Source organism: Martinezella miluonensis (genome assembly GCF_900094545.1).
GTDB lineage: Bacteria > Pseudomonadota > Alphaproteobacteria > Rhizobiales > Rhizobiaceae > Rhizobium > Rhizobium miluonense.
The window spans coordinates 63,656-81,518 of record NZ_FMAH01000004.1; the positions used below are offsets into that span (position 1 = coordinate 63,656).

The window sequence follows — 17,863 nt, forward strand, 5'->3', positions numbered from 1 at the left end:
GTCTTTTGGGTCACTAGCGCGGCTTTGCTGGCTAGGCCACCTATTCGGTTTTCTCTACTTTTTTATAGCGTGCATGGAATTTGACTATCAACTCGAGAAGCCCTGGCTTTTCGTAGGTCAGATCCGAAACCGCGATACCAACGTGCTGCATATCCCCAGCCACTTGGCGGATACTACGCTTTGCGCCACGTAGCTGCCCTGTAATGCGCCGCCCTGGAGCCAACAGCAGCCAAACATGGTGGTCTGGCCGGCTCCAATCTAGCGTATCGGCAGAGAAAAGCGCACCTTCGGATAGGATTATCGCAATGACAAGCAAGCAAAGGCCCAGAAGTATGATGCCCAACATCATGCCCAGGCTTCGGCGGGGTGCAGGGACGTCAATTTTCTCGATATCGTCCCAAGGGATAAAGTCTGATCCCAATCGCGCATCCTTTATGCCTTCCGGCGATATGATCAAAATTGCCTTTCGCCCCTGAAAAATAAGCTTAAGCAATGCCATGACAGCGACGTACGCGGTCATCAGCGCAAGTGATATCCACGCGATGCTTGTGATGATGTTACTTCTTGAAAGAAAGGCTATAAAAACAAGCACTACCGTAAAAAATATATACGCTGCTGCCTCGGATCCCAACGCAGAATTGGCGTATTCGATCCTATACGTTTCGCTGGTCGACATGATTGCTTTTCAGTTCCTCCACGGAACAAAGACGTAGGTACGATACATTGCCCTCACAAGAACTACTTATCCGCGAGGCGAAAGAATCCGATCTTCCCTCACTGATCGGCCTTTTCGCCGACGACGCCATGGGTGGCCATGGCGATACGACCGCCCCCTCCGCCTATAGCGACTATCTGCGCGCCTTTCGCTCCATCGCGGCATCCTCCGACCAGACGCTCTATGCCGCCGAGCTTGCCGGCGAGATCGTCGGTACATTCCAGACGATCGTGGTCACCTCGCTGCATGGGCGCGGATCGTCGACGATGATCATCGAATCTGTGCAGACCCGAGCCGACCTGCGCGGGCGGGGGATCGGCGCCGCGATGATCAATTTCTGCATCGAGGAGGCAAAAGGCCGCGGCATGAAGATGGTGCAGTTGACCTCGAATGCTATCCGCAAAGATGCGCATCGCTTCTATGAGAGGCTGGGTTTCAAGCCGACACATCTAGGCTTCAAGATGACATTGAAATGAGCCGGTTTGCCTGCTGGAATCACTGGACAAGCCGGTTCCATGGCGGCATAAGCAAACGAACAAATTCTGGTATCGCTCGCCCCGCAGCGGGTATCGAGGAAAAGACATGTGGAATTTCATCGTACAAACCTTCACCTGGTGGAATGGTCAGACAATGGGGACGCGTTTCGCGACCTGGCGTTTTGGCAAGCGCGTCGGCGAAGATGAATTCGGCAATGTCTATTACGAAGGCGGTATGTCCTCCTACGGCCTCCCGAAGCGCTGGGTAATCTACAAAGGCTATGCCGAGGCTTCGGCAATTCCTCCGGGCTGGCACGGCTGGATGCATCACCGCACCGACGTTCCGCCGACCAAGGACAACTACGTCACCAAGGAATGGCAGAAGCAGCATCGCGCCAATCAGACCGGCACGCCGCAGGCCTATCGCCCGCCGGGTTCGCTGGCCGTTGCCGGTGAGCGTCCGCGCGTGACCGGCGACTATGACGCCTGGACCCCGGGCAACTGAGCACGAGAGCCGGCTCGTCCTTTGGCCACAATTGGCCGTTAGGCGCGAGGGATGCCGGCTCTTGCTCGGCGCTTTGACCGAGACCAAGCGGAGATTGCCGGATATGACGTTTTTCACGCGGAGCGCTTCTTTGCGTGCAATATCGGGGGCAGGGATCGCTCTCCTGGCCGGCATCATGTCCGCGCCCTCTGCCGAAGCGGCCCGCATCGCCAATCCGGTCGCCGTTTTCTCCGGCCTCGACAAGATCACCGGCCGCATCACGACATTCGATGTTTATATCAACGAGACCGTGCAGTTCGGCGCACTGCAGGTAACGCCGCGCACCTGTTATACGCGTGATGAGACCGAGCAGCAGAAGGTGGATGGCTTCGTCGAAGTCGACGAGATTACGCTGGACCGCCGCATCCGTCGTATCTTCACGGGCTGGATGTTTGCAGACAGCCCCGGCCTCAATGCGGTCGAGCACCCGATCTATGACGTCTGGCTGAAAGAGTGCAAGCAGAAGTCCGACGTTCCGCCGCCGGACAACGCCGGCGTAAAATAATCGCTTTCCAGAGTTTCGCTGCAGATCTGTGCCGCCCGCAGAAGCCTTGCTCCTGCGGGCAGAATTTTAGTGTCCTTCCGAATGGATAGCTGCATGTCCGATCGCTTGGCGATCAACGGCATCCGATAGGTCGAGAACGATCCTCATCCCGTCTCTGGCCCTGTGGCGCAGAACGTCGCTGCGGTCCGGATGAACGTTCAAATTGCCTCTGTCGTGGAGAGCCTGGAGCCTCGAACGCGAGATCGCCAGCTCCGACGCCAGCAGCCGGTCAAGGCGGAGGTTCGCCGAGAGTTTTGCTGCTATCTCGATTTCCAGCTTCGCCCAGTCGACTGCCTCCCGCACAGTCTCCTTCGCAACGACCGCATCCGGCGGTTCCTCGATGCGCTTGGCCTTCCGTTTCAGCCCGTCGAGATCGAATTCCTGCGCGCGTACCCAACTCGGGTCACTGTGCTGCAATGCCTCCAGGGTTGCGGGGGCGAGCTCGCGAAGGTTTCGCCGCTCGAAGAGCGTTCTGTTCCATGTCTTGTCGCAATCGACGCATTTGTAGATGAGCCAGGCATCGAGCCTTCTGCCGTTGGCGTTGAGCCTGACCTTGCCGCTTGACCTGAAGGGTTTCAAGCACCCACAAGTACTGCAGGCGATCCATGGGCGCGGTGCAGTCTGGGGAGAAATGGTCCAACGGACCTGAAGAATATTGCACATATCGTCTTGGTCTTCCGTCTGGAAGTCCACCAGGCTGGCGGTAAGACAAGCCCGTCAGGGCACGGTATGGCGATGTTGCGGGACGGCTGAAGAGCTGAGACAGCAATGGCTGCGCAAGGCGCGTTGTCACAATGCCAAACCGGTCTCAGGCCACCACCCGATGAACATGAATATGCGTCGAACAGCGGCATGCCGTCCCGATGCACTGGGTGAAACTGGATGAGACCGGTATTTACAAAGGCAAAGCAGAACCTCTATGCGCCAACGCTCTTCGCGCTGAGCGATAGCAAATAACAACCAGAGTTTGAAGCCCAAAAAGCTTCAGGCTGGGATTGTTCAAACGTCTATATTTCCCTTACGGCGAAACAGGCCGAGAATCTTGCGTCCGGCGGTAGCCACGCCCACCAGGACGACGATCAGCCCCTTCTTCAGCGCAGGGAGGGCGACGCCAAAGCTCTTGAAGAAGCGGAGAACGATCGCAAGGAAGCCAAGCTTTGCCGCAACCTTCACGCCGGCACCGGCTGCGATCATCCCGGCCATACTATAGCGGCGATCTTGTCGCCGTTGACGAAGTCGGCATAGCGATTGCCGCGTGGTTCTTCAAGATTCTCCCCCCGGCTGTTGAGCCGAACTTGGGGCACTCACGATCGGAATCAATTCACTTAGGGAAAATATCAACCGTTTGAGAAGCTGAGATTGGGCGATTCCATCGCCTTTTCGAGCAGTTTCGCATAGTCGTCCTTCGGCACGTCGATCGCGCCGAACGTCTTCAGATGCTCGGTGGTGAACTGGGTGTCGAGCAGGGTAAAGCCGCGTTGCTTCAGACGTTCGACCAGATGAACGAGGCAGATCTTGGAGGCGTCCGTGCGGCGGGAGAACATGCTCTCGCCGAAAAACGCCGAACCCAGCGAGACGCCATAAAGCCCGCCGACCAGTGTATCACCGTCCCACGCCTCGACGGAATGCGCATGGCTGATATGGTGAAGGGTGGCGTAGAGCGAGCGGATCGTGTCGTTGATCCAGGTGCTGGGCCGGCCGCTGGTCTGCTCGGCGCAGGCGGCGATAACAGCCTCGAAATCCGTGTTGAAGCGAATGTCGAAGGGATTTTGGCGGATCTTCTTTGCGAGGCTTTTGGATACGTGGAACGTATCGAGAGGGATGATGCCTCGTATTTCCGGTTCGACCCAGAAGATTTCCGGATCATCGGCCGACTCCGCCATAGGGAAGAGCCCGATGGAATAGGCGCGCAGCAAAATCTCCGGAGTAACGCCGGGATGTCTGCTGCGCGTTCCTGGCACGGCCTAGGCCGAGGTCTTGGCCAGGTAGTCTTCCAGCCAATGGATATCGTAGTCGCCATTGGCGATATCCTGATTGGAAACCAGATCCTGGAACAGCGGCAAAGTGGTCTTGATGCCGTCGACGACGAATTCATCGAGCGCGCGGCGCAGGCGCATCATGCATTCGACGCGGGTCCGGCCATGCACGATCAGCTTGCCGATCAAGCTGTCGTAGTAGGGTGGGATCCGGTAGCCTTGATAGGCGCCCGAATCGATGCGCACGCCAAGGCCGCCGGGCGCATGGAAATGCGTGATCGTGCCGGGCGAGGGGACGAAGGTGCGTGCGTCTTCGGCATTGATGCGGCATTCGATGGCATGGCCATGGAAATGCACTTCATCCTGCGTCACCGAGAGACCGCCGCCGGAGGCGACACGGATCTGCTCGTGCACGAGGTCGATACCGGTGATGGCTTCCGTCACCGGATGCTCCACCTGCAGGCGGGTGTTCATTTCGATGAAATAGAACTCACCATTCTCATAGAGGAACTCGATGGTGCCGGCGCCGCGATACTTCAGCTTCTTCATGGCGTTGGCGCAGATCTGGCCGATCTTCATGCGCTGTTCGACGTTAAGAGCCGGGGAGTTGGCTTCTTCCCATACCTTCTGGTGACGGCGCTGCAGCGAGCAGTCGCGTTCGCCGAGATGGATGGCGTTACCTTCGCCGTCGCCGAACACCTGAACTTCGATATGGCGCGGCGTGCCGAGATATTTTTCCATGTAGACGGATTCGTTACCGAAAGCGGCAGCCGCTTCCGTGCGCGCCGTCGACCACGCTTCGATCAGGTCCTCTTCCGTGCGCGCAACCTTCATGCCGCGGCCGCCGCCGCCGGCGGTTGCCTTGATGAGCACTGGATAGCCGATCTCGCGCGCCGTCTTCAGCGCCTCAGCTTCGGTCTTCACCTCGCCGTCCGAACCGGGAACGACCGGGATACCGAGCTGCTGCGCGGTGGTCTTGGCAGTAATCTTGTCGCCCATGATGCGGATATGCTCCGCCGTCGGCCCGATGAAGGTAATGCCGTGCGCCTCGAGAATATCGGCGAATTTGGCATTTTCCGAAAGGAAACCATAGCCGGGATGCACGGCGTCGGCGCCGGTAATCTCGCAGGCGGCGACGATCTGGTGGATGTTGAGATAGCTTTCGCGCGACGGCGGCGGGCCGATGCAAACGCTCTCATCCGCAAGGCGTACATGCATCGCGTCTGCGTCGGCGGTGGAGTGCACCGCAACGCTCGCAATGCCGAGCTCCTTGCAGGCGCGCAGCACACGCAGGGCGATCTCTCCGCGATTGGCTATGAGAATCTTCGAAATCATGGGCATGGGCTTACTCGATGACCACTAGGGCTTCGCCGTATTCAACCGGGCGTCCATCCTGAACCACGATTTCGGTGACCGTGCCGGACTTGGGCGCCGGGATCTGGTTCATCGTCTTCATTGCTTCGATGATCAGAAGCGTCTGGCCTTCCTTGACGGTCGAGCCGACCTGGATAAAGGCCGCTGAACCCGGCGCCGGTGCCAGATAGGCGGTGCCGACCATCGGTGCGCTGACGACGTTGTCGGGATTGCGGGTCTTGCCTGCAGGAGCAGCAGCCGGTGCTGCGGCAGGAGCGGCAAAAGCAGCCGGGGCGGCGATCGGCGCCTGAACATATTGCATCGTGCCGGCACGCGACACGCGGATACGCATATCTTCCTGCTCGACTTCGATCTCGGTCAGATCCGTCTCGTTGAGAATGTTGGCGAGATCGCGAATCAGCGCCTGGTCGATACCCGATTTCTTTTCAGCCATTGGATTTCTTGCCCTGTATTTTTGTTATTGGGTGATGGATTTCAGCGCATGAAGCGCCAGGATGTAGCTATAAGGTCCGAAACCGCAGATCATGCCCTTTGCAGCTGGCGCGATCATCGATTTGTGCCGGAATTCTTCGCGTGCGTGGATGTTGGAGATATGCACCTCCACGACGGGAATGGAAATGGCGCGGATTGCGTCATGCAACGCGATCGACGTGTGCCCATAGGCGCCGGGGTTGATGGCGACGCCGGCGGCCTTGTCGCCCGCCTCGTGCATCCAGTCGACCAGCACGCCTTCGTGATTGCTCTGGCGGAAATCGACGATAAAGCCCAGGCTTTCGCCCGCGGACTTGCAATCTGCCTCGATATCCTTGAGCGTCTTGCCGCCATAGATGCCCGGCTCGCGCTTGCCGAGAGCGTTCAAATTGGGTCCGTTGAGGACAAAAATAGTTTGCGCCATCAGTGGTTCCGTCAAAGTACAGCGCAACCTATAGACTCCCGAGACCATATAGGAAAGCCCCGGAGCGCAGGTTGCGTATCTCTAGGTGTGGAAACGCCGCGATTTTGGCATTTTTGAGCCCTATTGGAATCCAAGGGATTTCGATGGGGCCTCGAATACAGCGCGCGACGCCGGGTGGTGATCTTAGCAGGCGGTCTTGCCGCAGCTTCGGACGTTGGCGATCTTCTCCTGGATGGCTTCGAGCCCGATAGCGCCCGAAATGGTTTCGTTGCCGATGATATAGGCGGGGGTGCCGGTAACGTTGAGATCGGTGGCGAGCTGATAGGTTGCCTTGATCATGTTATTGTTGGGGCTCTTCGTCATTTCCGTGCGGATAGCCGCTTCGGTGACGCCGAGGGAGCTTGCAACTTCGATCGCGCTGTCTTCCGATGCACGGCCGTCGCTGCCCAGCAGCTTGTGATGGAACTCAGCATATTTTTCTGGCGCTAGCTGGCGGAATGCATTGGAAACCCGCGATGCGGCAACCGAATCCGCTCCGAGGATCGGGAATTCCTTCAGCACGAAGCGAACGTCCTTGTCCTGCTTCAGCAGCTTGTCCATGTCGCCGAGCGCGTGACGGCAATAAGTGCAGTTGTAGTCGAAGAACTCCACCACGGTGATACTGCCCTTCGGATTGCCGGTGACAACATCATCTTTGGAGTTGAAGATGGCATCCTTGTTCTGGTCGATCACCTGGGAGGCTTGAGCGAGGCGGGCGGCATCCTGCTTCTTTTCCAGTGCTGCCTGTGCATCCAGCAGGACCTCCGGATGCTCGACGAGGTATTCCTTGATGAATTCCCCGATTTCCTTCTTCTGCTGATCGTCCAGTGCGGCGGCGGGCTGGATTGCGGCGAAGGACGCTGCGAGAGCAATCGCCGAAACCGTCAGCAGGCTTTTGAAAGAAAAGGTCATTGGGTCCTCGTTTTGAATTTCTGCAGAGACTTCATTCTCGGATGCGGCATAGCACCGTCGGGTTAACATCCGCAAATATGGATAGGCAATTTACGGCGCATGCCTATTTCCAGAAATAGGAAATTTCACGACAAAGCCGCAATCGCAGGATTGTGAACGGTTCGATATTGCTGCAAATGTCGCTCGGCAATCCGATCCAAGAAAGAGTTGATCTTGTTTTCCTTATCCAAGCGTAGCGATGTCGAACCCTTCCACGCCATGGATGTGCTGGCCGAGGCGACCCGGCGGCGTCAGGCAGGGCATCCGGTGATATCGATGGCCGTCGGCCAGCCGTCTTATCCGGCGCCCCAGGCAGCCCTTGAGGCGGCACGCGCTGCCCTCGGTCACGGACGGATCGGCTATACGGATGCTCTCGGGACGCTGGCGCTGCGCCAGGCGCTCTCCGCGCACTACAAGACGCGTCACGGCCTGTCGATCGACCCCAAGCGTATCGCCATTACCACCGGCTCCTCGGCGGGCTTCAACCTCGCTTTTCTGACCTTGTTCGATGCCGGCGACAGCGTTGCCATCGCTCGCCCCGGATACCCGGCCTATCGCAACATTCTTGGCGCGTTGGGGCTCGATGTCGTCGAAGTGCCTGTAACGGAAGAGACGCAGTTCACGCTGACGCCGGAAAGCCTTGAGGCGGTGCAGGCCGCCAGCGGCAAGCGGCTCAAGGGCGTAATGCTGGCAAGTCCGGCCAATCCGACCGGCACAGTAACGGGCAGGGCGGCGCTGAAGGCACTCGCGGATTATTGCGCCGACCGTTCGATCGCCTTCATCTCCGATGAAATCTATCACGGCCTCACCTTCGTCGGCGAAGAGACGAGCGCCCTGGAGCTGACCGACGAAGCGATCGTCATCAATTCCTTCTCGAAATATTATTGCATGACCGGTTGGCGCATCGGCTGGATGGTCTTGCCGGAGCGGCTGGTGCGCCCGGTCGAGCGTGTTGCCCAGAGCCTTTACATCTCCCCACCGGAATTGTCCCAGATCGCCGCCGAGGCTGCTCTCGGTGCCGGCGCCGAGCTCGATGTCTATCGCGAGAGCTATGGCCGCAACCGCGACTTCCTGATGCGCCGCCTGCCTGAAATCGGCTTCCACATCGCGTCACCAATGGACGGCGCTTTCTACGCCTATGTCGATGTCAGCCGGTTCACCAATGACAGCATGGTCTTTGCCCGCAAGATGCTGGCGGAAATCAATGTTGCCGCGACACCCGGTCTCGATTTCGACCCGGCCGAAGGGCATCGTGTGATGCGGATTTCCTATGCCGGCTCCAATGCCGAGATCGAGGAAGCCACCGAACGCATGGCTGCCTGGCTGAAATAGATCCCCGATCAATGGGTTGCACCAGTCTGCGAAAGTGATTTCGCAGACCGCGAATTCGTTTTGTTGCGCGGCTCCAAAGCCTGCCGACCTGCCGTAACAAAAATCCGGCCGTGTCGCCACGGCCGGATTAAACACTCTGTCTGGATTTACGGCTCTCAGAAGAAGCCGCGGCGCTGCCACCAGCCAGCCTTCTTCGGCTTGGTCGGTTCACCGTCGCCATCGCTGCCTTCATTGGCGCGATTGGAGGTGACCACCGGTGCGGAGGAAGCAACGTTCGACTCGCGATTGGCGCGTGCCGGCTTGGCTGCTTCTTCGGAGGCTTCCGGAGCCGCAGGCTCGCTGGTGCTGTCCAGGGCTTGGGCGATCTCGGCAACCGTCTCGACTTCGGCGTCGGTCACAGGAGCCTTTTCCTCAACTGGCGAGGCTTCGACAGCCTTCGCCTTCCGGCGGCTGCGACCCTTGGCGGGCTTCACCTCTTCGGTGACGACAACTTCGGTCTCGATGGCTGCCATGGCAGGCTGGCCTTCGACAGCGGCTTCGCCCTCGGAGACGGCGATCTCCGCGACTGCTACCGCCACTTCTTCTCCACCATCGGCCGCGGTTTCCGCAGCTTCGTCGGAGCCGGTTTCATCTTCGCCGCTGGCATCCTGTTCGCTGCCTTCGTTTTCACGATTGCGGCGACCGCCACGCTTGCCGCGACGGCGGCGCTTGCGCTTCTGCTGCGCGTCGTCGCCATTGGCGGATGCATCGGCATCGGCGCTGGCGTCATCTTCACCCTCGTCGCCTTCTTCTCCGTCTTCGGCGGCTTCTGCCGCAGACGTATCATCGGAGGCCGCGCCGGTCTGAGCGTCGTTGCCACGGCCGCGACGGCGACGGCGACGCTTGCGCTTGCGGTTACCTTCATTGCTCTCGGAGCGGGCGGCAGGCTGCTCGGTGCTTGCAGCCTTTTCTTCCAGCTCTTCGTCTTCTTCCTCATCGGCTTCGATGACGATATCGTCGTCATCGTCTTCAGGGATCGCTGCGAAGTTGAACAGGCTTTCGATCTTCACCGGATTGGCAACCGGCTCACCACGATCGATCGCGAAATGCTGCGTGCCGACGGCAGTGTCAGCATCGATGACGATGGCGACACCGAAACGATTTTCGTAGTCGATGATCGTCTGACGCTTGTGATTGAGCAGATAGAGGGCAATGTCCGGCGTCGTGCGCACAGTGATGTCGTGCGTCGTATTCTTGAGCAGATACTCTTCAATGCCGCGCAGCACGTGCAGCGCAACCGAGGACTGCGAGCGCACATGGCCGGTTCCGCCGCAATGCGAGCAGATCTGCGTCGTGCTTTCGAGAACCGAAGCGCGGATGCGCTGGCGTGACATTTCCAGAAGGCCGAAATGCGAGATGCGGCCGACCTGGATGCGGGCGCGATCGTTTTTGAGGCATTCCTTCAGCTTCTTTTCGACAGCGCGGTTGTTGCGCTTTTCTTCCATGTCGATGAAGTCGATGACGATCAGGCCGGCAAGGTCGCGCAGGCGCAGTTGCCGCGCAATTTCCTCGGCAGCTTCCAGGTTCGTCTGAAGCGCGGTGTCTTCGATCGAATGCTCGCGGGTCGAACGGCCGGAGTTGACGTCGATCGAGACCAGCGCTTCCGTCTGGTTCATGATCAGGTAGCCGCCCGAACGCAGTGTCACCTGCGGCTGCAGCATACGGTCGAGCTGCGCCTCGATGCCGGAGCGCGAGAAGATCGGGTGAATGTCGCGATAGGGCTGAACCACCTTGGCGTGGCTCGGCATCAGCATCTTCATGAAGTCTTTCGCTTCACGATAGCCTTCTTCACCGGCAACGATGATCTCGCCGATATCCTTGTTGTAGAGGTCGCGGATCGAGCGCTTGATCAGGCTGCCTTCTTCATAGACCAGGCAGGGGGCGGTCGAGGCGAGCGTCAGCGTGCGGACGTTTTCCCACAGGCGCATCAGATATTCGAAGTCGCGCTTGACCTCGACCTTCGTGCGGTTGGCGCCGGCGGTACGCAGGATGACGCCCATGCCTTGCGGCACTTCGAGCATCTTGGCGATTTCCTTGAGACGCTTGCGGTCCTGCGGATTGGTGATCTTGCGGGAGATGCCGCCGCCGCGTGCCGTGTTCGGCATCAGGACCGAGTAACGGCCTGCGAGCGATAGATAGGTAGTCAGCGCCGCACCCTTGTTGCCGCGCTCTTCCTTGGCGACCTGCACCAGCAGAATCTGCCGGCGCTTGATGACTTCCTGAATACGGTACTGCTTGCGCGGCTTGCGCTGCACGCGGTCCGGAACCTCTTCCATCGCGTCTTCTGCGCCAACGGATTCGATCACTTCCTCTTCATGGTCGTGATCGTCATCATCGTCGTCATCGTGGCGGCGCTTGGAAGCTACGACATCCTCGGAGATCGAATCGCTTTCGACCATCGCGGCCATTGAGCCGGACGAACCTTCTTCGTCTTCGCCCGGCGCATCGACGGCAGCTGTTGCTTCCGGAGAGGGCGTCTCTTCGGCGGGAGCTTCTGCTACCGCCTTCTTGCGGCTGCGGCGCGGCTTGGCCGCCTTCTTGGCGGGCGCCGCTTCCGGAGCGAGGGCCTCTTCCGCGATCGCGACTGCGGCTTCTTCGCTCTCCTTGGGAACGATGCCGACATCGGGCTGTTCCTGCTGCGAAAGGTCGAGTGCCGTCTCCACATGCTCGACATCGTCGTCGCGGCGATGCTCTTCGGCTTCAGCCTTCAGCAGCGCCTGACGGTCGGCGAGGGGGATCTGGTAATAATCGGGGTGAATTTCGGCAAAGGCCAGGAAGCCGTGCCGGTTGCCGCCGTAATCGACGAAAGCCGCCTGAAGCGAGGGTTCGACCCTCGTTACTTTTGCGAGATAGATGTTGCCGCGGATTTGCTTCTTGTGCTGCGACTCGAAGTCAAATTCTTCTATGCGGTTCCCGCGAACGACAACGACGCGCGTCTCTTCCTCGTGAGACGCATCGATAAGCATTTTGTCTGCCATGAAAGCTGTGCTCCTCGGCGCCGGCAAGCGGAAGGGGGCCTGCCTGTCACTGGGACAAGCCGGATGTGTTCCGCAGTTGCTGCACCGGATAATGAAAGTCGCGATGGGTTATTCGGAGATGACAGCATCCAGACGGCAGCCGGGGCATTACTTCCCTGGGGTCTGTTCACTTTTTGAAAAAGCTGCTGCGGTGACATCCGTAACCAAGCGAGATCGACTATGCTTTAGACCCACAAAGCTGGGTCCGATGAATGTGCTCTAAAGAGCGTTTGGTGGCTCTCCACCGATGAACTTCCTGTTTGAAACCGGAAATTCAGATATCCACTGTTTGGAGCAGAAGTACTGCAGACGTCGGATGAATGCCGCTTATGGCGCCTGGTACTCGAGGCGGCTGCCGTTGCGACGACTCTATCCCGTCAACACTTCTACCCTAATATGCGTTGTATGTTTTATCTGTCACAATAGCAAGGGAAAAGCCAAGTATGCCATAATATTGATGGATTCCTCGGATGAGGAGGACGAAGAAGGGTTTGTTGCGATTCTCTTCCTGGCGCATCGTCGGGTGACGTCCATCACGTCAGACCTGGTTCCCGCTATTGGGACTTCAAAAACAACGCCAAAACCAATATGGGGCGCGTTGGACACTTGTTAAAGGGATTGCGGCATGTGGCGGAGAGTGGCGTGAAGGCTTTGCGATTTGCGACGGCGGCCTTCGCCCTGACAATGCTGGTGGCGTTTGCACCATTCGGGCCGGCCGCAGCCGCCGATCCCTTGCTCGCCTATGGTGCGCGTATAGCCGGCGACGATGCCCGCACGCGCATCGTCATAGACATGGATCGCGAGCCGACCTTTACTGTGCACTATCTCAACAATCCCGTCCGCGTCGTGGTCGACCTTCCCGCGACCGCATTCGGCTTTCCTGCCGCCGATCTCAAGCCGACCGGTCTATTCAAGGATATCCGCTACGGCACGATGGACGCCAACAGTGCCCGTATCGTCCTGACGGCCAAGAAGCCGGTGAAGCTGGTGGTGGCCAAGGCCCAGGCCGATGAGGGCGGGAAAGGCCATCGCCTCGTGCTCGATGCCGAGATGCTGCCGGCCGAGCAGTTTGCCGAACTGGTCAAGCAGCAGAGCTGGACATCAGCCGATACCGCAAAGGACGTCGGCCCGGTCGAGCCGACGCAAAAGGCCGATCCGAATACCTTCCTCGTCGCGGTCGATGCCGGTCACGGCGGCATCGATGCCGGTGCGACCGGTACCGACGGCGTTACGCAGGAAAAGGACATCACGCTCGCCTTCGCCAAGATCTTCGCCGACAAGCTAAACGCCCAGCCCGGCATCAAGGCTTTCCTGACACGCGACAAGGATCAGTATCTCTCTCTGTCAGAGCGCGTGACTATAGCACGGCAGAATCACGCCTCTCTATTCATTTCCCTGCATGCCGACACGCTCAAGCAGAAGGATATTCGCGGCTCGACCGTCTATACGATCTCGGACAAGGCTTCGGACCGGCTCGCCGGTGAAGTGGCCGATCGTGAAAACAACTCCGATCAGATCGCCGGGGCCGAGGCCCAGGCGCAGCCGGCAGCCGTTACCGACATTCTTATGGATCTGACCCGCCGCGAGACGCAGGCCTTCTCCATTTCGCTGGCGCAGGATGTATTGTCCTCGTTCAACGGCCAGATCTCCATGATCAACAATCCGCATCGCCACGCCGGCTTCCAGGTCTTGCAGGCGCCGGATGTGCCCTCGATCCTGCTTGAGCTCGGTTTTCTTTCCAATAAGGAAGACGAAAAGCTTCTGCTCGATCCCTATTGGCGGCAGAAGGTGGCCGATCGGCTGACGGAGGCCGTGAAGCAATACCGCGTCTCGATCATCGCAAATGGCGGTTAGAAGCGCCAGTCGTGGCTTCCGTGTAACAGCGGCGAACTTTAGAATCGAATGAAGTTGGGAATAGAGGAGCCAAGCCCTATTTTCCTCACATTCCCGCCTTTACAGCAAAGTATCATTCGCTCACGAGTGACGCGCGGCTTTGTCTCATTGCCGTCTTGCATTAACACCGTGAGCGTGCAAAACGCCCGTCGTTATGCGATTAGCTCGCATACATGGCGCATGAAGAACAAGCACCGGTAGTATCACATGATCAGACTGATTGGATATTTCTTTGGGCTAGGCTGCCTCCTGTTTCTGGGTGTGGCTGCGGCTGCGGCGATCTATCTGAGCGTCGTCTCCAAGGAGCTTCCAGACTACGAGGTGCTGGCGAAATACGCGCCGCCCGTGACGACGCGCATCCATGCCGGTAACGGCGCGCTGATGAAGGAATATTCGCGCGAGAACCGGCTTTTCGTGCCGATCCAGGCCATTCCCGATCGCGTGAAGGCAGCTTTCCTTTCCGCCGAAGACAAGAATTTCTACAACCACCCCGGCGTCGATGTCGGCGGCCTCATTCGCGCCGTGGCCGTAAACCTTCAGAATATCGGGTCAGGTCGCCGCTTCGTCGGTGCATCCACCATCACGCAGCAGGTCGCCAAAAACTTCCTGCTTTCCGCCGACCAGACCTTCGACCGTAAGATCAAGGAAGCGATTCTGTCGTTCCGCATCGAGCAGGCCTACAGCAAGGACAAGATCCTTGAGCTCTATCTCAACGAGATTTATTTCGGCCTCAATTCCTACGGTATCGCCGGCGCAGCGCTCACCTATTTCGACAAGTCGGTCAACGAGCTGACCATCGCCGAATCGGCGTATCTGGCGTCGCTCCCGAAGGGCCCTGCGAACTACAACCCCTTCCGCCGCGCCGAAGCAGCGCTTACCCGCCGTAATTGGGTGATCGACCGCATGGTGGAGAATGGCTATGTCGGCCAGAGCGACGGCGAAGAGGCAAAGAAGCAGCCGCTTGGCGTTGTGCCGCCCAAGAGCGGCCCGTCGCTCTTCGCTTCGGATTATTTTGCCGAAGAAGTCCGCCGGCAGCTGATCGACCAGTATGGCGAAAAGACTTTGTATGAGGGGGGGCTCTCCGTCCGTACCTCGCTTGACCCGCAGATGCAGCTCGAAGCTCGAAAGGCATTGCAGGACGGTTTGATCGACTATGACCAGCGTCGCGGCTATCGCGGCCCGATCAAGCAGATCGCCACATCGCAGGACTGGGGTGTAGAGCTCGCCAAGGTTCCCGGGCTGAGCGACGTGCCGGAATGGCAGGTGGCCGTTGTCCTTTCTGTATCCGACCAGGAAGTCGATATCGGATTGCAGCCGCGGGTCGACGCCGGCGGCAAGGTCTCGACGGACCGCAAGCGCGGGATGATTGCTGCTGCCGACATGCGCTGGGCTTTCCGCGCGGCCAGCGGCAAGGTTGCCAAGTCTCCGAGCGGCGTGCTGAGCGCTGGCGACGTCGTTTTCGTGCAGAAGACAGGCAATGCCGATTCGAGCAGCTATCGTCTGCGTCAGCCGCCGAAAGTGCAGGGTGGTCTGGTCGTTATGGATCCGCATACCGGCCGCGTGCTCGCCATGGTCGGCGGCTTCTCCTATGCGCAATCCGAGTTCAATCGCGCGACGCAGGCCAAGCGTCAGCCGGGTTCGTCGTTCAAGCCTTTCGTCTACGCGGCTGCAATGGACAACGGCTATACGCCGGCCTCGGTCATTCTCGACGATCCGCTGCAGATCACGCTCAGCAATGGCGATGTCTGGAAGCCTACCAACTATGAAGGTGAGGGCGGCGGCGTCCATACGCTGCGCTTCGCCATCGAGCACTCGCGCAACCTGATGACGGTTCGTCTCGCTTCCGACATGGGCATGCCTCTGGTCGCCGAATATGCCGAGCGCTTCGGGATCTACGACCATATGAACCCGGTTCTTGCCATGTCGCTCGGTGCCGGCGAAACGACGGTGCTGCGCATGGTCTCGGCCTATTCGGTCATCGCCAATGGCGGCAAGCAGATCAAGCCGACGCTGATCGACCGCATCCAGGACCGCTACGGCAAGACCATCTTCAAGCATGAGGAGCGTGTCTGCGACAGCTGCAATGTCAGCGGGTGGCAAAATCAGGATGAGCCTGTTATCGCCGACAACCGCGAGCAGGTTCTCGATCCGATGACCGCTTATCAGGTCACGTCGATGATGCAGGGCGTTATCATCCGCGGCACGGCCGCAGGCAAGATCAAGCTCAACACCGATGTCGCCGGTAAGACCGGCACCACCAACGACGAGAAGGACGCCTGGTTCGTCGGCTTCACGCCGAGCCTCGTCGCTGGCCTTTACGTCGGATACGACACGCCGACCCCGCTTGGTCGTGGCGGTACCGGTAGTGGCGTTGCTGCACCGGTCTTCAACGAGTTCATGCAGGCCGCCACCAAGGATCAGCCGTCCGAGAAGTTCCAGGTTCCAGCTGGGATGACGATGGTTGCCGTCAATCGCGCGACCGGCATGGCGGCGCAGCCGGGCGATCAGGGTGCCATCATGGAAGCGTTCAAGCCCGGTACCGGCCCGGCCACGAGCCTGCAGGTCATCGGCGGCGGCGAGGCTGCAGCACAGGTCGCGCCGGAGGAAATTCTCAGGACCTCGCCGCAGGCAAACCAGGCGGTCACGTCGGGTTCGGGCGGTCTCTTCTGAGTCCATCCTATTTGACCGATGATCATGCCGCGGGGCTTTACACCAGCGGCATGTATATCTATGTCACCAGCACTCTTTGAATTGGATGGCCGTTCGCATTGAGCGGCGAGATGAAGAAGCAGGACCATGAGAGCCGAAATCGAGAAAATAGTCGACGAAACCAAGCAGGCTATCACCCTGCTGAGGAGGCATCTTTGACTGGGACCAGGCCGTAAGACGACTGGACTGGTTGAATAACAAGGCGGAAGATCCGACCTTGTGGAACGATGCTTCCGAAGCGCAGAAGCTGATGCGCGAACGCCAGCAGCTTGATGACGGTATCAACGGTGTGCGCGCTCTCGAGCAGCAGCTTGCCGACAATATCGAGCTGATCGAGCTTGGCGAGGAAGAGGGCGATGCCGACGTCGTGCGCGACGCGGAAGATGCCCTGAAGGCCCTGAAGGCCGAGGCGGCACGGCGGCAGGTGGAAGCCATGCTGTCGGGCGAGGCTGACTCCAACGATACCTACCTTGAAGTTCACTCCGGCGCCGGCGGCACCGAGAGCCAGGACTGGGCTAACATGCTTTTGCGCATGTATACCCGCTGGGCCGAACGCCAGCGCTTCAAGGTGGAGCTGCTGGAAGTTCATGACGGCGAAGAAGCCGGCATCAAGTCCGCGACGCTGCTCGTCAAGGGACACAATGCCTATGGCTGGCTGAAGACCGAATCGGGCGTGCACCGCCTCGTTCGCATCTCGCCCTATGACAGCAATGCGCGCCGTCACACGTCGTTCTCGTCGATCTGGGTCTACCCGGTCGTCGACGACTCGATCCAGATCGAGATCAACGAAAGCGATTGCCGAATCGATACCTATCGTTCGTCCGGCGCCGGCGGCCAGCACGTCAACACGACCGATTCGGCTGTGCGTATCACGCATATACCGACCGGCATCGTCGTGCAGTGCCAGCAGGAGCGCTCGCAGCACAAGAACCGCGCCAAGGCGTGGGACATGCTGCGCGCCCGCATGTACGAGGCGGAATTGATGAAGCGGGAAGAGGCTGCCAATGCCGAAGCCGCTTCCAAGACCGATATCGGTTGGGGTCACCAGATCCGGTCCTACGTCCTGCAGCCCTATCAGCTGGTCAAGGATCTGCGCACCGGCGTTGCCAGCACCGCTCCCGGTGACGTGCTCGACGGCGATCTCAACGAATTCATGGAAGCTGCCCTCGCGCACCGCATCAGCGGCGCGGCCGACGCTGTCGTTGATGACGTCGAGTGAGCTTGGATAAAGCGGAATAAGCAAAAAGCCCCGGAGACGGGGCTTTTCTAATGGCGAGCGCAATGCCGGAAACAGTGTGCTGCGATTTTCCAGCCGGAGTTGCGCGAAGACGCACAGTCAGGGTGCCGATCGCTCCGGCG

16 protein-coding genes are annotated in these 17,863 nt (G+C 59.3%); 7 read left to right on the forward strand and 9 right to left on the reverse strand.

Annotation, left to right across the window (positions count from 1 at the left end; genetic code table 11):
• Window positions 1-40 precede the first annotated feature (40 nt).
• On the reverse strand, window positions 41-676 hold the full coding sequence (locus GA0061102_RS05745) for a hypothetical protein (RefSeq protein WP_092844886.1): 636 nt from the start codon (window positions 674-676) through the stop codon (window positions 41-43).
• Between the two features lie 47 nt (window positions 677-723).
• Here GA0061102_RS05745 and GA0061102_RS05750 point away from each other — a divergent pair, with 47 nt between their 5' ends.
• From GA0061102_RS05750 to GA0061102_RS05760, 3 genes are all read left to right on the forward strand, one after another.
• The gene (locus tag GA0061102_RS05750; protein WP_245297932.1) at window positions 724-1,191 is read left to right on the forward strand and encodes a GNAT family N-acetyltransferase; all 468 of its coding nucleotides are present in this window, start codon (window positions 724-726) and stop codon (window positions 1,189-1,191) included.
• A gap of 106 nt (window positions 1,192-1,297) precedes the next feature.
• Window positions 1,298-1,696, forward strand: a complete 399-nt coding sequence (locus GA0061102_RS05755; RefSeq protein WP_092844891.1) for an NADH:ubiquinone oxidoreductase subunit NDUFA12 — start codon at window positions 1,298-1,300, stop codon at window positions 1,694-1,696.
• A 103-nt stretch (window positions 1,697-1,799) separates the two neighbouring features.
• A complete protein-coding gene (locus tag GA0061102_RS05760) occupies window positions 1,800-2,240 on the forward strand; it encodes a DUF2155 domain-containing protein (protein WP_092844893.1) in 441 nt (146 codons plus the stop codon).
• Between the two features lie 66 nt (window positions 2,241-2,306).
• Here GA0061102_RS05760 and GA0061102_RS05765 read toward each other — a convergent pair whose 3' ends face one another.
• The 7 genes from GA0061102_RS05765 to GA0061102_RS05795 form a co-directional block, all read right to left on the reverse strand.
• Window positions 2,307-2,858, reverse strand: coding sequence for a DUF1062 domain-containing protein (locus GA0061102_RS05765; protein ID WP_245297933.1), 552 nt, complete (start codon window positions 2,856-2,858; stop codon window positions 2,307-2,309).
• Between the two features lie 420 nt (window positions 2,859-3,278).
• A complete protein-coding gene (locus GA0061102_RS05770) occupies window positions 3,279-3,473 on the reverse strand; it encodes a hypothetical protein (RefSeq protein ID WP_245297934.1) in 195 nt (64 codons plus the stop codon).
• Window positions 3,474-3,616: 143 nt separating this feature from the next.
• On the reverse strand, window positions 3,617-4,240 hold the full coding sequence (gene aat, locus GA0061102_RS05775; protein WP_092844897.1) for a leucyl/phenylalanyl-tRNA--protein transferase: 624 nt from the start codon (window positions 4,238-4,240) through the stop codon (window positions 3,617-3,619).
• Window positions 4,241-4,243: 3 nt separating this feature from the next.
• Window positions 4,244-5,596, reverse strand: coding sequence for an acetyl-CoA carboxylase biotin carboxylase subunit (gene accC, locus GA0061102_RS05780; RefSeq protein ID WP_208858612.1), 1,353 nt, complete (start codon window positions 5,594-5,596; stop codon window positions 4,244-4,246).
• Window positions 5,597-5,600: 4 nt separating this feature from the next.
• A complete protein-coding gene (accB, locus tag GA0061102_RS05785; protein ID WP_092844899.1) occupies window positions 5,601-6,062 on the reverse strand; it encodes an acetyl-CoA carboxylase biotin carboxyl carrier protein in 462 nt (153 codons plus the stop codon).
• Between the two features lie 24 nt (window positions 6,063-6,086).
• The gene (aroQ, locus tag GA0061102_RS05790) at window positions 6,087-6,524 is read right to left on the reverse strand and encodes a type II 3-dehydroquinate dehydratase (protein WP_092711062.1); all 438 of its coding nucleotides are present in this window, start codon (window positions 6,522-6,524) and stop codon (window positions 6,087-6,089) included.
• 183 nt (window positions 6,525-6,707) lie between these two features.
• Window positions 6,708-7,475 (reverse strand): DsbA family protein, encoded by a 768-nt coding sequence (locus GA0061102_RS05795; RefSeq protein ID WP_092844901.1) that lies wholly within the window; start codon window positions 7,473-7,475, stop codon window positions 6,708-6,710.
• Window positions 7,476-7,688: 213 nt separating this feature from the next.
• On the opposite strand from GA0061102_RS05795, the gene GA0061102_RS05800 reads away from it, so the two are divergent.
• Complete coding sequence (locus tag GA0061102_RS05800) at window positions 7,689-8,846, forward strand: pyridoxal phosphate-dependent aminotransferase (protein ID WP_092845271.1); 1,158 nt, start codon at window positions 7,689-7,691, stop codon at window positions 8,844-8,846.
• Window positions 8,847-9,001: 155 nt separating this feature from the next.
• On the opposite strand, the gene GA0061102_RS05805 is transcribed toward GA0061102_RS05800, so the two are convergent.
• Window positions 9,002-11,863 carry an Rne/Rng family ribonuclease gene (locus GA0061102_RS05805; RefSeq protein WP_092844903.1) on the reverse strand — a complete coding sequence of 954 codons (2,862 nt, stop codon included), beginning with the start codon at window positions 11,861-11,863 and terminating at the stop codon, window positions 9,002-9,004.
• Between the two features lie 723 nt (window positions 11,864-12,586).
• Between GA0061102_RS05805 and GA0061102_RS05810 the strand changes: the two genes are divergently transcribed.
• From GA0061102_RS05810 to prfB, 3 genes are all read left to right on the forward strand, one after another.
• On the forward strand, window positions 12,587-13,756 hold the full coding sequence (locus GA0061102_RS05810; protein ID WP_167667926.1) for an N-acetylmuramoyl-L-alanine amidase: 1,170 nt from the start codon (window positions 12,587-12,589) through the stop codon (window positions 13,754-13,756).
• Between the two features lie 246 nt (window positions 13,757-14,002).
• The gene (locus GA0061102_RS05815) at window positions 14,003-16,465 is read left to right on the forward strand and encodes a penicillin-binding protein 1A (protein WP_092844907.1); all 2,463 of its coding nucleotides are present in this window, start codon (window positions 14,003-14,005) and stop codon (window positions 16,463-16,465) included.
• A 126-nt stretch (window positions 16,466-16,591) separates the two neighbouring features.
• Window positions 16,592-17,723 (forward strand): peptide chain release factor 2 gene (prfB, locus tag GA0061102_RS05825; protein WP_139115034.1). Its coding sequence is split into 2 segments (ribosomal slippage): window positions 16,592-16,660 and window positions 16,662-17,723, totalling 1,131 coding nucleotides; the frame shifts between segments, so codons are not numbered across the junction.
• Window positions 17,724-17,863: the final 140 nt, after the last annotated feature.

Excerpts from the sequence above, each read along its gene's own strand:
- GA0061102_RS05770 (WP_245297934.1), bottom strand. The coding sequence starts at position 3,473 with ATGATCGCAGCCGGTGCCGGCGTGAAGGTTGCGGCAAAGCTTGGCTTC.
- GA0061102_RS05815 (WP_092844907.1), top strand. The coding sequence starts at position 14,003 with ATGATCAGACTGATTGGATATTTCTTTGGGCTAGGCTGCCTCCTGTTT.
- GA0061102_RS05795 (WP_092844901.1), bottom strand. The coding sequence starts at position 7,475 with ATGACCTTTTCTTTCAAAAGCCTGCTGACGGTTTCGGCGATTGCTCTC.
- aroQ (WP_092711062.1), bottom strand. The coding sequence starts at position 6,524 with ATGGCGCAAACTATTTTTGTCCTCAACGGACCCAATTTGAACGCTCTC.
- GA0061102_RS05745 (WP_092844886.1), bottom strand. The coding sequence starts at position 676 with ATGTCGACCAGCGAAACGTATAGGATCGAATACGCCAATTCTGCGTTG.
- GA0061102_RS05755 (WP_092844891.1), top strand. The coding sequence starts at position 1,298 with ATGTGGAATTTCATCGTACAAACCTTCACCTGGTGGAATGGTCAGACA.
- GA0061102_RS05805 (WP_092844903.1), bottom strand. The coding sequence starts at position 11,863 with ATGGCAGACAAAATGCTTATCGATGCGTCTCACGAGGAAGAGACGCGC.
- accC (WP_208858612.1), bottom strand. The coding sequence starts at position 5,596 with ATGCCCATGATTTCGAAGATTCTCATAGCCAATCGCGGAGAGATCGCC.
- GA0061102_RS05760 (WP_092844893.1), top strand. The coding sequence starts at position 1,800 with ATGACGTTTTTCACGCGGAGCGCTTCTTTGCGTGCAATATCGGGGGCA.
- GA0061102_RS05810 (WP_167667926.1), top strand. The coding sequence starts at position 12,587 with ATGCTGGTGGCGTTTGCACCATTCGGGCCGGCCGCAGCCGCCGATCCC.
- accB (WP_092844899.1), bottom strand. The coding sequence starts at position 6,062 with ATGGCTGAAAAGAAATCGGGTATCGACCAGGCGCTGATTCGCGATCTC.